This window comes from Mucilaginibacter gotjawali (assembly GCF_002355435.1).
Classification (GTDB): Bacteria; Bacteroidota; Bacteroidia; order Sphingobacteriales; family Sphingobacteriaceae; genus Mucilaginibacter; species Mucilaginibacter gotjawali.
In genome coordinates this window covers 556,338-570,968 of record NZ_AP017313.1, presented here as the reverse complement: position 1 = coordinate 570,968, position 14,631 = coordinate 556,338, and the positions used below count along the sequence as shown (strand labels likewise).

14 protein-coding genes are annotated in these 14,631 nt (G+C 43.1%); 6 read left to right on the top strand and 8 right to left on the bottom strand.

Features of this window, described 5'->3' with window-relative positions:
* Positions 1–33 precede the first annotated feature (33 nt).
* Positions 34–408 carry a response regulator gene (locus tag MgSA37_RS02620; RefSeq protein WP_172885284.1) on the bottom strand — a complete coding sequence of 125 codons (375 nt, stop codon included), beginning with the start codon at positions 406–408 and terminating at the stop codon, positions 34–36.
* Between the two features lie 346 nt (positions 409–754).
* On the bottom strand, positions 755–2,641 hold the full coding sequence (locus MgSA37_RS02615; protein ID WP_232010772.1) for a chloride channel protein: 1,887 nt from the start codon (positions 2,639–2,641) through the stop codon (positions 755–757).
* A gap of 271 nt (positions 2,642–2,912) precedes the next feature.
* Here MgSA37_RS02615 and MgSA37_RS02610 point away from each other — a divergent pair, with 271 nt between their 5' ends.
* Entirely contained in the window at positions 2,913–3,599 is a 687-nt protein-coding gene (locus tag MgSA37_RS02610) for a Crp/Fnr family transcriptional regulator (RefSeq protein ID WP_096349715.1), read from the top strand.
* 23 nt (positions 3,600–3,622) lie between these two features.
* On the opposite strand, the gene MgSA37_RS02605 is transcribed toward MgSA37_RS02610, so the two are convergent.
* Complete coding sequence (locus tag MgSA37_RS02605; protein WP_096349714.1) at positions 3,623–4,204, bottom strand: outer membrane beta-barrel protein; 582 nt, start codon at positions 4,202–4,204, stop codon at positions 3,623–3,625.
* Between the two features lie 137 nt (positions 4,205–4,341).
* Positions 4,342–4,863 carry a DUF2062 domain-containing protein gene (locus MgSA37_RS02600; RefSeq protein ID WP_096349713.1) on the bottom strand — a complete coding sequence of 174 codons (522 nt, stop codon included), beginning with the start codon at positions 4,861–4,863 and terminating at the stop codon, positions 4,342–4,344.
* 216 nt (positions 4,864–5,079) lie between these two features.
* Here MgSA37_RS02600 and MgSA37_RS02595 point away from each other — a divergent pair, with 216 nt between their 5' ends.
* The 5 genes from MgSA37_RS02595 (at position 5,080) to MgSA37_RS02580 (ending at position 10,158) form a co-directional block, all read left to right on the top strand.
* Positions 5,080–5,715 (top strand): 3-keto-disaccharide hydrolase, encoded by a 636-nt coding sequence (locus MgSA37_RS02595; protein WP_096349712.1) that lies wholly within the window; start codon positions 5,080–5,082, stop codon positions 5,713–5,715.
* Positions 5,716–5,724: 9 nt separating this feature from the next.
* Complete coding sequence (locus MgSA37_RS02590) at positions 5,725–6,612, top strand: OmpA family protein (protein WP_096349711.1); 888 nt, start codon at positions 5,725–5,727, stop codon at positions 6,610–6,612.
* A 108-nt stretch (positions 6,613–6,720) separates the two neighbouring features.
* Positions 6,721–7,317 (top strand): glycoside hydrolase family 97 N-terminal domain-containing protein, encoded by a 597-nt coding sequence (locus MgSA37_RS28690; RefSeq protein WP_197706073.1) that lies wholly within the window; start codon positions 6,721–6,723, stop codon positions 7,315–7,317.
* Entirely contained in the window at positions 7,296–8,687 is a 1,392-nt protein-coding gene (locus MgSA37_RS02585; RefSeq protein ID WP_197706072.1) for a glycoside hydrolase family 97 protein, read from the top strand. Before MgSA37_RS28690 ends, MgSA37_RS02585 begins: the two co-directional genes overlap by 22 nt.
* 229 nt (positions 8,688–8,916) lie before the next feature.
* Positions 8,917–10,158: an ABC transporter permease gene (locus MgSA37_RS02580; protein ID WP_096349710.1), complete on the top strand. Its 1,242-nt coding sequence runs from the start codon at positions 8,917–8,919 to the stop codon at positions 10,156–10,158.
* Between the two features lie 134 nt (positions 10,159–10,292).
* Here the strand turns inward: MgSA37_RS02580 and MgSA37_RS02575 are convergent, their stop codons facing one another.
* The 4 genes from MgSA37_RS02575 to MgSA37_RS02560 all read right to left on the bottom strand — a co-directional run bounded on the left by MgSA37_RS02575 (position 10,293) and on the right by MgSA37_RS02560 (position 14,606).
* The gene (locus tag MgSA37_RS02575) at positions 10,293–11,033 is read right to left on the bottom strand and encodes a tyrosine-protein phosphatase (protein ID WP_096349709.1); all 741 of its coding nucleotides are present in this window, start codon (positions 11,031–11,033) and stop codon (positions 10,293–10,295) included.
* Positions 11,034–11,287: 254 nt separating this feature from the next.
* Positions 11,288–12,310, bottom strand: coding sequence for a UDP-glucose 4-epimerase GalE (gene galE, locus MgSA37_RS02570; RefSeq protein ID WP_096349708.1), 1,023 nt, complete (start codon positions 12,308–12,310; stop codon positions 11,288–11,290).
* On the bottom strand, positions 12,310–13,296 hold the full coding sequence (locus MgSA37_RS02565; RefSeq protein WP_096349707.1) for a UDP-glucuronic acid decarboxylase family protein: 987 nt from the start codon (positions 13,294–13,296) through the stop codon (positions 12,310–12,312). Before MgSA37_RS02565 ends, galE begins: the two co-directional genes overlap by 1 nt.
* Complete coding sequence (locus MgSA37_RS02560) at positions 13,296–14,606, bottom strand: UDP-glucose dehydrogenase family protein (RefSeq protein WP_096349706.1); 1,311 nt, start codon at positions 14,604–14,606, stop codon at positions 13,296–13,298. The genes MgSA37_RS02565 and MgSA37_RS02560 overlap by 1 nt, the downstream gene beginning before the upstream one ends.
* Positions 14,607–14,631: the final 25 nt, after the last annotated feature.

The following is a 14,631-nucleotide window of genomic DNA, read 5'->3' as shown; positions in this document are numbered from 1 at the left end:
ATACCGGGGGTATTTTTAAAAGAATAGAAAAATTTAGTTTTTTACCAGTACGCTGTTGATCACCATTTCAAGATCTTCAAGATCAAAAGGCTTTGCCAGGTAGGTTTCGGCACCTGCATGGCTTGCAAGCTGTTCAATGTCGCTATTCGCGGAAAAATATATTACGGGGATATGTTTTAAAGCCTCATTTTTTTTGAGCGTTTGCGTTGCAATTATACCGCCATCGTCAGGGATCCAGTTGTCCATGATAATAATGTCAGGCATAACAGCTGAAATTTTTTCAACGATCTTATTACAATCGGTATACGCATAAACCGTCCACCCCTGCTCTTCCAGAATGAAGCTGCAGATAGACAGTATATCTTCATCATCATCAAATATTACAATCTTTTTTTCAGTGATATCCATGGGCTTATTGAGGCTTGAAACTACATATAACAAATAATAAATGCAATTGTTTTTATTATTTCGTTAATTATTAAATTACAAGGAGATATAACCAAAACTGCGTTAAAAAAATATTAAAACTGCCCTGTTTGTTACTTGTTTTTTTGAGGGGCTGGCATGATTAATTGTGCGCCCGATAATTAACTCAAAAGTTATTATTTCTCCTGGTGATTGAACACCCTGGGTAAAGAGATTGTTTTAATGTTTTTATAAGATAAGCCAATTGCGCTTAACAAAATTATCGTTCAAAAAATCAAAATGAATCAGGATAAGGTTAAGTGCCCGATACGTTATTGTATCTTATTGTTCAATCATTAAGATTAAACTGGTTTCTTCCCCTCGCCAGCATTTTTAACCGCTGGCGTTTTAGGGAGATATGAACATGTGCACGTTCATTTTCATCAAGCTGCTCTTTATAAACAGATAAAATATCCCGGTATGACAGCACCCCTGTTACCTTTCCGTTTGAAGATAACACGGGCAATATTTCCGCGGTTTGGGTGGCCATCAACTCAACAGCTTTCCTTAAGGTGTCCGATTTTTTTATTGATATGTGGCCGGCTGTTACAATGGTGCTTACCCGGGCCTCCGGGTCTGTGCCGCCTGTAAAAATATCGATCCTGGACGCAGTGCCAATAAATTTACCTTCGTCATTTAAAACAACAAAGTCATTGGCCCCCTGGTTATTGATTTTTAACCAGGCCTTCACTTCTTTGATGGTGCTCTCGCCACTAAGCAAAAAGGCATCGCTGCTTACCGCTTGTTCAACGGTTAGTTTAGCCAACAGATCTGCTTCAAATGAATCAGGCGTAAAAACACCGCGGCGGGCAATTTTTTCGGTCATGATGGTATTCTCCATCAGGAAAAAAGACACCAGGTAGGATGCGGTACAGGCGCCAAGTAAGGGCAGCAAAGCATGTGATTGCATGGTTGCCTCCAGTGCAAAGGTAATACTGGTAAGGTACGCCCTTGAGGCCCCGGCAAACATGGCCGACATGCCTGCCAATGCCGCCATAGGAATACTTAGGCCCGACTGCGGAAACAGGTATAAAACCCCGCAGCCGATGATTGCACCAGCGGCCCCGCCTATGGTTAATAATGGCGCCAGCGTACCGCCTGACGTACCACTCCCCAAAGCAATGGCCCAGGAAAGGAATTTGAACAGGCACAGCCTGGTAACTATTATCAGCGTCATGGAGCCGGATAAAACATTGATGATATTATCGTACCCTACACCAAGCGTATGCGGCGCAAAATAACCTATTACCCCAACCGCCAGGCCGCCAATAGCGGGCCACCACATCCAGTGTACGGGTACATGTTCAAAAGCATCTTCAACAAGGTAAACTATTTTGGTAAGACCGAGGGATAAAAATCCAATGATCAATCCTGTTAAACTATAAATAGCCAGCGCGGTATTGGTGGGCGTTGCAAGGTTGGGCATCGGGAAAACCGGGCCGGCATCAAATAGTAAATGATGACCTGCCGCACCTGTAATGCAAGCCAGCGCAACAGGCAAAATGGATTTCGGCGAAAACTCAAAAAGCAGCAATTCAATAGCCAGAAATACCCCGGCTATTGGTGTGCCGAATATCGCCGCCATGCCTGCTGTTGCCCCGGCGGCAAGTAATACTTTGCGTTCATTAGCCGTTATTTTAAACAACTGCCCTATGGTTGAACCCAGTGCCCCGCCGGTTGCGATGATGGGGCCTTCGGCGCCGAATGGCCCCCCGGTGCCTATTGCGATTGCCGACGATATGGGTTTTAAAAACGTGATGGAAGGTTTAATGCGGCTTTGGTTGGTTAATATTTGTTCCATGGCCTCGGGTATGCCATGCCCCCTGATGGCAGCCGATCCGTAGAGCGCCATCAGGCCTACTATGATCCCTCCTATCGCGGGTATAATAATCACCCATACACCCAAATGGTTAGCCGAAGGGCTATGAAAAGCCGGAGAAAATATACCGTAAAAGGAAATATTGGTAATAATGTTGATGAGCCAAACCAGTAGCCGGGCAATAACGCTTACAGCAACAGCAACACCGATAGATAACCCTGAAATGAAGAGCAATCGTTTTTTTAAACCCTTATTGTTTTTAGGCTTTACCGTATTGTTTTCCATTTCACTTAACAAAGGGGAAATTGGGATCGCAGGATCCGGGGTATTTTTAGCGTTGCTCATTGCAGATTTCATGATGAAAATAATCAAACCCGAAAGTTTTAGATCTGACTACTTTAATTTTAACGCAAAGGTATATAACGACGAAGTTCAAATGAAATAAAATTTCAAATAAATATTACACATGCAATATTTATTTGAAAAATTTACATTTTTATATTGATTTTATATAACATATGTAATTAAATTTTTGTTGCGAAACTTATATAAAAACCGACGAATAATTTATTAAACCAGTTTTTACATTTATATAATTAATATTGCACAATACAGATTTTGAAAGACCATGGCCAAAAATGAATGCGACCTTAAAAGTTGTTTTTTGTGTAAGTTTTGTTTAAAGGACTGGATCCCGGCAATTGCCGCAAACCGCAAAAACTTTGAGGTAAAAAAGGGGCAGCAATTATTTAAAGAAGGCGACCCTGCTGCCGGCATCTACTTTATTTATTCAGGCGCTGTAAAGGTGCATAAGCGGTGGGATAATGAAAAGGAACTGATATTACGATTTGCCAAAACAGGAGACATTGTTGGGCAGATGGGCCTTGGCCCTGAAGCTACTTACCCGGTTTCGGCAACAGCTATTGAAGCCGGGCTTGCCTGTTTTGTGGATATGGAGTTTTTTGATTCGACATTAAATATAAATACCCAATTTACCAAACAACTGGTTATGGTTTTAGCCAATGACCTTAAGGAATCGGAAAAAAGGATGCGTAACCTGGCTCATATGCCGGTAAAAGGCCGTGTTGCCCAGGCGCTCATCAACCTTAAAAATCAATTCGGAACAAATAACGATGGTTATATCAATATCGAGCTCAGCCGGCAGGACCTGGCTTCTTTTACCGGCGCCTCTTATGAATCTTTATTCAGGGTGATAAATGACCTGACCGAAGAAAAGTTGATTGGCGTTTCGGGTAAAAGTATTTTGATTAGGGATACAGGCCGCCTGGTAAACCTGACAGCTGAAACCGAATAATAATTCGCGGCCTCCTTAAAAAGTTAAAAACTATAACCCAATCCAAACTTAAATCCATTTTCCAGCAGGTTAAAACCCTCCTTGCTATTGAAATGGGCAAGCCCATGATCTTTTATATAGGGGTTTACGAATACCGTAACATGGCTGAATGTGTACTGCCCGCCTATGCCGATCTCAAACCCAATACCGGATTGGTCAAGCGACAGATAGTTGCCGGAGTAATTAATTTCCTTATCTATTGAAAGCCCCGCATCGCCAAACAAATATTTGAAAAATGTAAATTTAGCAATGAGGGGTATCGAGATGATCTTCAAATCGCCATCATCATTAATGCCTGCCCGCCCAGGTAAAATTGAGTTTTCTTCGGCTTTATCATCAGAATAAACCAACCCAGTTTGAATTGACAGTAATTTGGTGATCTTTTTAGTGTAAATAAGGCCAAAATTTGTGCCTGTTTTGTTGTTATAGCCAAAATCGCCGATGGAACCGTGTATATCTACAAAAGTATTGGCAGTACCATAAACTACCGCAATGGCGTTGCCGGATTGTGAAAATACACGCATGCCGATGATAGTTAAAAGGATAAGGAGAAGTTTGAATTTCATTAAAAACAGGTTAAAGGTTATACAGATAGATTTTGATAAACAGGCGTTCCATTTAACGCACGTTTATACCTTACGCCCAATACTAACAAAATGCAACAACTGAATCCAGCCGGCGCAAATTAATTTTCGGTGCCGGGTTAGGCAAGGGTAAGTGTGGCCTTCGTACCCGCTTCCAGCCTGTATTTTTTTACAAACTTTATGAGTTTAAGTGTGGCAAACGTTAACAAGCCCGTGGCGAGAGAAACAACAGCGGCCAACGAAATACCGCCATAAATATATTGCTGCAAATGGGCTTTCAAATTTTGGGCAGACCCGGTTCCGTGAACACTGGCCGGCATCCATAACGATCCCGTCTTGTAACTTAAAAATATAACGAAGGGCAGTAACGGGGGTAAGCTGATGTGCGAAAATATTAATACCAAAGCTTTATTCAGCTTAAAAAAAACGGAGAGGAAAATTGCTGATAGTGTTTGAAAACCCCAAATAGGGATGATGCCCAGGAAGATTCCTAAAGCTGCCGAAAATGCTTTCCGTTCGTCGGATTGATTTGGATCGTAAAGCTGAGCGGCCAGTTTTTTTAGTCCTTTTTTTGAGCACAGCGCAGCGGCAACCTTTATGGATTTGATGATATTTACCTTAAGGGCTTTGGGTATCCGCATAATAACTTGTTATACAAAAATATCGCCCCGATAAAACCTTTAACAACCGGCAGTATTAAACTTTTGTTAATAATTGCTTTATCGGTTATTTTAGGTGTTATCCCCTGGTCGTTCTCGTCCTTGATCAGCAGGCTAAATTTCAGGCCATTTTAAATCATTGATAAATAGTATTAGCTTAGTTTTATTTTTCAACCCGATTTAAATAAAACTTCCGCTATGAAAAAAATTAAGTATTGCTGCTTTATTGCCTGCCTGTTGCTATCCTGTTCGGCAACAAAACAACATGCTAAGGGATGGATCTCGCTGTTCGATGGAAAATCCTTAAATAACTGGAAGGTTGGCGATAACGCCGAAACCTTTTCGGTTGATAGCGGGATGATCATCGTGCACGGTAAAACCGCACATTTATTTTACGACGGGCCGGTTTTGAACCATAACTTTAAGAACTTTGAATTTAAGGCCGATGTGATGACGCACAAAGGAAGCAATTCAGGCATTTATATCCATACCGGGTACCAGCAGGGCGGATGGCCCTCGAAAGGCTACGAAGTACAGGTAAACAACAGCCATACCGACTGGATCCGAACCGGCAGTTTATACGGCATTGATAATATTAAGGAAGTATATGTAAAAGATAACGAATGGTTTACCATGTACATTACCGTTGAGGGCAAAAGGGTACTGGTTAAATTAAACGACAAAGTGGTGCTTGACTATACCGAACCGGACAACGTAAAACGTGAAAAAGGCGATGAGGAGCGGGTGCTTTCAAGCGGCACATTTGCCCTGCAGGGGCATGATCCGAAGAGTTTGACCTTTTTTAAAAATATTATGGTGAAGCCATTGCGTTAACCCGGAAAAATGAAATTTAAGCTAATATTTTGCCTCTTTTTCCTTGCGAAAGCTTTGCCTTCCTGGTCGTGCCAGCGGGATACCATACGGTTGTTTTATGATATTAACCAAAAGGAGCTCACGCCTGCCCACAAAGTTACCCTTGATTCGCTGAGCCGTTTTATTAAAGATACTACCGTCGTTAAAATTCATGGTTTTGCAGATTACCTGGGCAAAAGGGATTCAAACTTTACGCTGTCCACTGCGAGGGCAGACCTGGTAAAAGCCTATCTGCAAAAGTTGCACAGCAAAAGCGAGCGACTGTTTGCTAATGGCAAGGGGCAGATTGATGCTTCAACAAAGGCGCATTCTGCCATAGGCGATCCCTTTAATCGCAGGGTCGAGATCATTTTTGCGAGACCTGCCTTACCAAAACCGGCGCTAAAAAAACCAATTATTATAGTTCCCCGTTCACGTGATACGGCGCGTTTAACAAAGAAAAACGACAGTGTTTACACGCGGATCAATAATATCGGCGGCCGTAATGTGGGCGACAGTATCAGTTTTAGCGAATTAACGTTTCAGCCGGGCAGGCATTTTTTGCGGCCATCGGCGGTACGTTATATGGTGGCTTTAAAAGAGCTGTTAAAAGCCCACCCTAACCTGAAGATTGAGATACAGGGGCATATTTGCTGCCAGTACAACGGCAAAGACGGCGAAGATTTTGACACCCGCAAATTTGAACTTTCGCTTACCAGGGCAAAATTTATTTATGATTACCTGGTAAGCGAGGGCATCAGCCCAAACAGGCTTACCTATAAAGGCCTGGGCAGCAAAGAACCCAAAGTTTACCCCGAAATGAGTTCGATCGACCAGGATCAAAACCGGCGGGTGGTAATTGTGCTTACAGGAAAATAGGCAAATTCAATTGCAGTTAAAAATTGTCAATACTACACTTTAATTTTTCCGGATTTTATTTAGCTTAGACGGATATTAAACCACTTTTTAAACCATAATTATTGCCCGATGAAACCCACGATATTGTTACTGCTGTGTCTTGTTTTGCCATTATCATTTGTTTCGGCACAAAGTGCTAAAACCTACCAGCTAAGCTCTCCTGACGGAAAGATCGGCATCACCGTAACTGCCGGGGCCGATGTAACCTGGTCCGTTAAGCATGGCGAAACAGAAGTGGTCCTGCCATCTGAAATTTCCATCACCCTTGACAATGGTGAAGTATTGGGTAAAAATGTATCTGTTAAAAAAACGATCCCGGCATCGGCCGACGAAACATTTAATACGCCGTTTTATAAGAAAACGCAGGTGCGGAATAATTACAACCAGCTAACCATTAATTTCAAGGGCGATTACGGGCTGGTTTTCAGGGCATATAATGATGGAGCCGCCTACCGTTTTTTTACGCAGAAAAAAGGCGAGATCATCATTTTGAACGAGGAGGCGAATTTTAACTTTAAGGATGACGATATGGCATTTCTTCCTTTTGCGAATGATTACCGCAATAAGGATAAATTTAATTCCTCGTTTGAATCGCATTACGATCATATCAGTATTTCTGCCATTAAAAAGATACCCTTGCATTTTTGCCCATACTGGTTGATATAGGTAACCCTTTAAAAGCGGTGATCCTGGAGGCCGACCTGCAGGATTATCCCGGCATGTACCTTACGCCGGGCGATGGCAATAACCTGCATGGCGTTTTTGCGCCGCTGCCGACTGAAGAATTTGTAAGCAGGATTAACTATGCGGTAAAAAGCCGGGCTGGTTATATTGCCAAAACAAATGGCACACGCAGCTTTCCATGGCGGGTGGTGGTCATCAGCAAAGAAGATAAACAATTGGCGGATAATGATATGATGCAGCGCCTCGCCGAACCTTCGCATATAAGTGATGTAAGCTGGATAAAACCCGGCAAAGTAGCCTGGGACTGGTGGAACGACTGGAACATCAACCATGTTGATTTTAAGGCCGGCATAAACGTACCTACCTATAAATATTATATCGACTTCGCGGCAGCCAATAAGCTTGAATATATTATTATTGATGAGGGCTGGTCGGACGATTGGGACCTCAATAAATCCAAACTGGATGTGCAGCAGATTGTTGATTACGGAAGACAGAAAAATGTCGGCGTTATTTTATGGTCGACGTGGTACGCCATTACGAGGGATGCCGATGGCCTGTTCGCCAAATTTGCCAGGATGGGCGTAAAAGGGTTTAAGATAGATTTTATCGACCGGGACGACCAAAAAGCAGTAAGCTCGCTATACTCGCTCGCACAAAAAGCGGCCGATAACCATTTACTGGTTGATTACCATGGCATGTACAAACCGTCAGGAATGCAGCGTACTTTTCCAAACGTGATCAACTGCGAAGGTGTTAAAGGGCTCGAAAATATGAAATGGGGTGTAAACGACCAGCCGGGTTACGATGTGAGTATTCCTTTTATACGGATGATGGCCGGCCCGATGGATTATACCCCAGGCGGCATGCGCAATGCAACTAAAGATGCTTTCAGGCCGGTAAACTCAAACCCGATGACGCAGGGCACCCGCTGTCACCAGCTGGCCATGTACACCATATTTGAGGCCCCGCTGCAAATGCTGTCAGACAACCCGACTATTTACATGAAGGAACAGGAAAGCACTGATTTTATCGCCGCCATACCCACAACGTTTGATGCCAGTGCGGCGCTGGATGGCAGCGTTGGCGATTTTGTAAGCATTGCCCGCAAAAAAGGCACCACCTGGTACGCCGGGGTAATGACCAACTGGAACCCGCGTGTTATCACCATGGACCTATCCTTTTTAGGCGAAGGCAGTTACAAAGCTACCATATTTGAAGACGGCGCCAACGCCAACCATGACGCCACCGACTATACCCGCAAAGTGATCACCGTAACCGCGGCAGATAAATTACCGGTAAAAATGGCATCCGGAGGCGGATGGGCTGCAAGGTTTGAGAAGGTAAATTAAGGCTTTGCCTGGTTAAGGAAACACAATACCGAATAATGAATTCTTGAATATCGAAGTTCAAAGTTAATTACTTCATTATTTACTATTGGGCGTTCGGTGTTCGATATTAAAAACAAAAAATTAACGGTCGGGATCAGCTTTTTGCAGCATATTTAAATTAATTAAAAACCTTGTAACAAAGCGGCGTACCTTATAGTCTTAACACCAGGATTTTCGTTAATTTTAAACCATGCCGGTAAAAACCAGTTTACGTGAAAATGTTTCCATCGCCCTCCAGTCAATAGCAGGCAATAGGTTGAGAACATCGTTAACATCCCTGATCATCGCTATTGGTATTATGGCATTGGTGGGTATATTAACAGCCATTGAAGGGGTAAAAACCTCCGTAAACAACGCCTTTGCAGGCCTCGGCGCCAACTCATTCACCATTCAAAACCGCGGCTCGGGGCTAAACTTCGGCAACGGCGGGCATGATAAAGTTTATCCCAAAATAAGCTATGACCAGGCCGACCGGTTTAAAAAGAAATTTGCACTTCCGGTATTAACGCGGGTAAACCTTGATGTTACCGGTACGGCTGTAGCAAAATACGGCAATAAAAAAACCAACCCTAATATATCAGTAACGGGTTCAAATGAAAATTACCTGGTGATCAGCGGGTATAAATTATCTTTCGGTCGTAATTTTTCCTCATCAGAACTGGAACACGGCGAAAACGTGGTAATGATAGGCAACGAAATAAAGAAAAAGCTTTTTAAAGATGAGGATCCAATCAATAAATCCATATATATTGGCAGCACCCAGTTCAGAGTGATCGGCGTTTTTGCAACAAAGGGCTCAAGTAATATGTTTGGTGGTGATAAGTTTTGTGTGATCCCGGTTTTAAAGGCCAAACAAATTGATCCAGATACCAATAAAACATTCACAGTAACCATCCAGGTAAGCAGTCCTGCTGCCCTGGACGCTACGATTGGAGAAGCCACTTCGCTTTTCAGAAACGTGAGGGGCCTGAATGTAACCAGCGATAATAATTTTGAAATAGAAAGAAGTGACTCGATACAGCATGAATTGTCGGGCAACCTGTCAATGATGACGATGGGCGGCGCCGCCATAGGCGCTATTACGTTAATAGGGGCCGCCATTGGATTGATGAATATTATGCTGGTATCTGTAACCGAGCGTACCCGCGAGATCGGCCTGCGCAAAGCGTTGGGGGCAACGCCGTCAATTATCCGGAAGCAGTTTTTAATTGAAGCAATTGTAATTTGCCTCATCGGCGGTATATTGGGTATTATATTGGGAATGGCCGCCGGCAATCTTATAGCAATTAATATCAGCGGGGCCTTTGTAGCGCCATGGATATGGCTGTTTTCAGCAATCTTGCTCTGTACCTGTATCGGGCTGATTTCCGGCTTTTATCCCGCTAAAAAGGCTTCCAAACTTGATCCTGTGGAAGCGTTGAGGTATGAATAATGTGCGGATGTGCAAATTTCAGATGTGCAGATGGGAATGTAAAGTACGGATGCCTGAATATTCAAATGGAGCATTAAGCTGGCTCACCAAATACGATTTTCATCTGCACATTTGCTCATCTGAAATTCGCTCATTTATTTCAGCATAATATTCTTCAACGGGTAGTCAATCATGATCTTTTCGAGGTAGGGCATTTTTAAAGCCTGTTTTAAAGCTTCGGCATGCCTTAAGTGGTGCATATCACTCGAAATAAAATCAACCAACTGGTTGTCGATTAAATTTTCCGCTGCTTTTTTTGTTTCCTTGCCGTAATACCCTGTAAGCGATATGGTATTGAGCTGGAACAACAGCCCCCAGTCATGCAAAGTCTTCAGCTGATCAATCTCCAGGTAAGGATATCTTTCCGGATGGGCCAGGATAGGTTTATAGCCCAAGTCTCTTAATCGCTGCACTACCGGTATCGTATTGGGTGGCTGGTTGATAAACGAAAATTCAAAGAGCACATAATTATCGCCCATAATCATCAATTCGCCGTTATTTACCCTGTCTTCAAATGTTTCGTCGAAATAGTGTTCGGCCGCCGCCTCTATCTCTATATCAATCTTTTCTTTTGCCAGTTCGGCTTTAAGTAAAGCAAGGGCACCGTTAATTGTTTCGGGCGTATTTCTGTAATAATCAGCCATGATATGCGGCGTGGCTATTATTTTCCTGATACCAAGGTCCATCATTTTTCTGATCAGCGCTATAGACTCTTCAGGGTTTTTAGCGCCATCATCAATTCCCGGCAAAACATGCGAGTGCATGTCTACCTCTATCGAGCTGTAATCAAACGTGATATTTTTTTTGTATTCTTTCTTTTTAAAGATCCCAAACATTTTATCAATAATTATCGTGTGCACATCATACAAAACCTTTACAGGCAAAACCCGCCGTTATTGATTACCAAGGGCATTATTGAACAGCCTGTAAATACCGGCGCTAAACTATCCGGGCAGGATGCTCTATTTTGAGCTTATTTTCTAATTTCTCATCACAACCAGGTGTGTAACAACGGGCTGCAAAGGTAAACAATGCATCCGAATTCACGGCCTACATTTTTTTTGCATTAATTTAACCTACGAAAATAGTATTAAATAGGATTTTCAGATAAATATTGCTCCCAGGCCCAGGCAGAAGACATCATGGTATCAAGCCCTATTTGCGCCCTCCAGTGCAACTGCTTTGCTGATTTGGTTACATCTCCCCAAACCTTTTCCACGTCACCGCTCCTGCGCGGCCCGATTTCATAATTTAATTTAACACCCGTAGCGCGTTCAAAAGCATTAATTACTTCTAAAACTGTGTTACCGTTGCCGGTGCCTAAGTTAAAAACATCGTACCCGGCAAATGTTTCGCCTTCCATTAATTTTAACGCTGCCACATGGGCTTTGGCAAGGTCAACCACGTGTATATAGTCGCGTACACAACTGCCATCCCTGGTATCATAGTCATTACCAAACACGGTAATTTTTTCCCGTTTGCCAATGGCCGTTTGGGTGATAAAAGGCACCAGGTTTTGCGGCACACCAATTGGAAGCTCACCAATCAGGGCCGATTCATGCGCGCCAACCGGGTTAAAATATCTTAAGGCAATAACTTTTTTGGCATCGCCAGATACAACTGCATCTTTAAGTATTTCTTCAGCAATTTGTTTGGTATTGCCATAGGGTGACTGTGCAGGTTTTACCGCAGCATTTTCGGTAACAGGCAGTTCATCCGGCTGCCCGTAAACCGTGCAGCTGGATGAAAATACAAAATTCAATGTTTTACCGCTATACTGCCGCAATAAATTTAACAGCGAGGCTAAATTATTATGGTAGTATTTTAGAGGATTATTTACTGATTCGCCCACTGCTTTAAACGCAGCAAAATGAATAATACCTTCAAGATCAGGCTCTGCGGCAGCAAATTCTTTTAACTTATTTTCGTCGCAAAGGTCAAACTGGTAAAAAGCGGGTTTAAAACCGATTATTTTACTTAATTGATCTAATATCTGGTGATGCGAGTTGGAAAGGTCATCTACTATTACAGGCTCGAAACCGGCGTTTACCAATTCAACAACAGTATGCGAACCGATGTAGCCTAATCCGCCCGTTACTAATATTTTAGCCATTAGTGTTTGTTATAATAAGTGAAATCCTTATGCTGTATCTCTTTTTCAGGCAATGATTTGAAATATTCAAAAGTGATCTTCAAGCCCTCGCTGCGTGATACTTTGGGCTCCCAGCCAAGTATACTTTTGGCTTTTGTAATATCCGGCCTGCGTTGTTTGGGGTCGTCAGTGGGCAAAGGCAGGCTGATCAGCTTTTGATCTGTCCCTGTCAGCTTGATGATCTCCTCGCCAAATTCCCGTATGGTAATTTCGTCGGGGTTACCAATATTCATCGGCTGGGCATAGTCGCTGAAAAGCAGGCGAACGATGCCTTCAACCAGGTCGTCAACATAACAAAACGATCTGGTTTGTGAACCGTCGCCAAACATGGTCAATGATTCGCCACGCAGGGCCTGGCCTATGAATGCAGGTAATACGCGCCCGTCGTTAAGCCGCATGCGGGGTCCGTAAGTGTTAAATATCCGGATAATCCGGGTTTCCAGGCCATGGAAAGTATGGTAAGCCATGGTAATGGCTTCCTGGAAACGTTTGGCTTCGTCATATACACCCCTTGGACCCACGGGGTTAACATTGCCCCAGTATTCTTCGGGTTGCGGGTTTACGCTTGGATCACCATAAACTTCGGAGGTTGACGCGATCAGCATCCTTGCGTTTTTGGCCCTGGCCAGGCCCAACAGGTTGTGCGTACCCAGCGAGCCCACCTTTAACGTTTGAATCGGGATCTTTAAATAATCGATCGGGCTTGCGGGCGAGGCGAAATGCAGGATATAGTGAAGATCGCCCGGCACGTAAACAAATTTGGAAACATCATGATTATAAAACTCAAAATTTTCCAGTTTAAAAAGGTGCTCGATATTGCGCAAATCGCCGGTTATCAGGTTATCCATGCCAATTACATGGTAATCATCTTTAATAAACCTGTCGCACAAATGTGAACCTAAAAAACCCGCAGCGCCTGTTATTAATATTCTTTTCCGTTCAGCCATTATTTTATTTCTTTACGTCCGATGCTGTTATAATAATACCCGCAATCAATCATCTTATCCAAATCGTATAAGTTACGTCCGTCAAAAATAACCTTTTCTTTTAACAAGCTGTCCATCTGGTCAAAATCAGGTGTTCTGAAAAGTGACCATTCGGTTACGATAAGCAGTGCATCAGCGCCATCAATCGCCTCATACTGGTCGGCGGCATATTTTATCTTATCGCCGAATAATGCCTCAACGTTTTTCATCGCTTCCGGGTCAAAGGCTGATACTTCGGCGCCGGCCGCCAATAACTCATCAATAATATATAATGCCGGCGCTTCGCGGATATCATCCGTTTCGGGCTTAAAGGCAAGGCCCCACATGGCAAATTTTTTCCCTTTTATGTCGCCTTTATAATATTTCTTTACCTTTTCAACCAATACCTTTTTCTGAATTTCGTTAACCTCCATCACCGAATTAAGGATTCTGAAATTGTATTTATTTTCCTCGGATGATTTGGCCAGGGCCTGTACATCTTTTGGAAAGCAACTGCCGCCATAACCGATGCCCGAAAACAGGAATCTTTTACCGATACGGTTATCTGCGCCAATACCGCGCCTCACCATATCTACATCAGCGCCTACCAATTCGCAAAGATTGGCGATCTCGTTCATAAAGGATATTTTGGTAGCCAAAAAGGAGTTGGCGGCATATTTTGTTAATTCAGAGGAGCGTTCGTCCATAAAGATAACAGGATTACCCTGCCTTACGTATGGCGCATATAATTCTGCCATCAGTTTGCGGGCGCGTTCATCTTTTGTACCTACAACAACGCGGTCGGGTTTCATAAAATCTTCAACCGCCACGCCTTCTCTTAAAAACTCAGGGTTTGATACTACTGCAAACTCAATAGTAGTATTTGCATTCATTACCGCTGTAACTTTATCTGCCGTGCCAACAGGCACGGTTGATTTGGTTACAATTACCTTATAATCAGTAATTAGTTTTGCAATGTCTTTTGCAGCACCCAAAACATAGCTCAGATCGGCAGAGCCGTCCCCCCCCGGCGGGGTGGGCAAAGCAAGGAAAATTATTTTTGCCTCAGCAATGGCTTCGGCAAGATTTGAAGTAAAATGTAAACGTTCCTGTTTTATATTCCTGTGGAAAAGAAGTTCGAGACCAGGCTCATAAATAGGCAGTTGCCCATCCTGCATCATTTTTACTTTCTTTTCGTTGATATCAACACAGATTACCTGGTTACCAGTCTCGGCTAAACAGGTACCCGTAACAAGGCCAACATAACCTGTTCCAACTACTGCTATTTTCATAGATTTTTATATTTAAAATGTGATA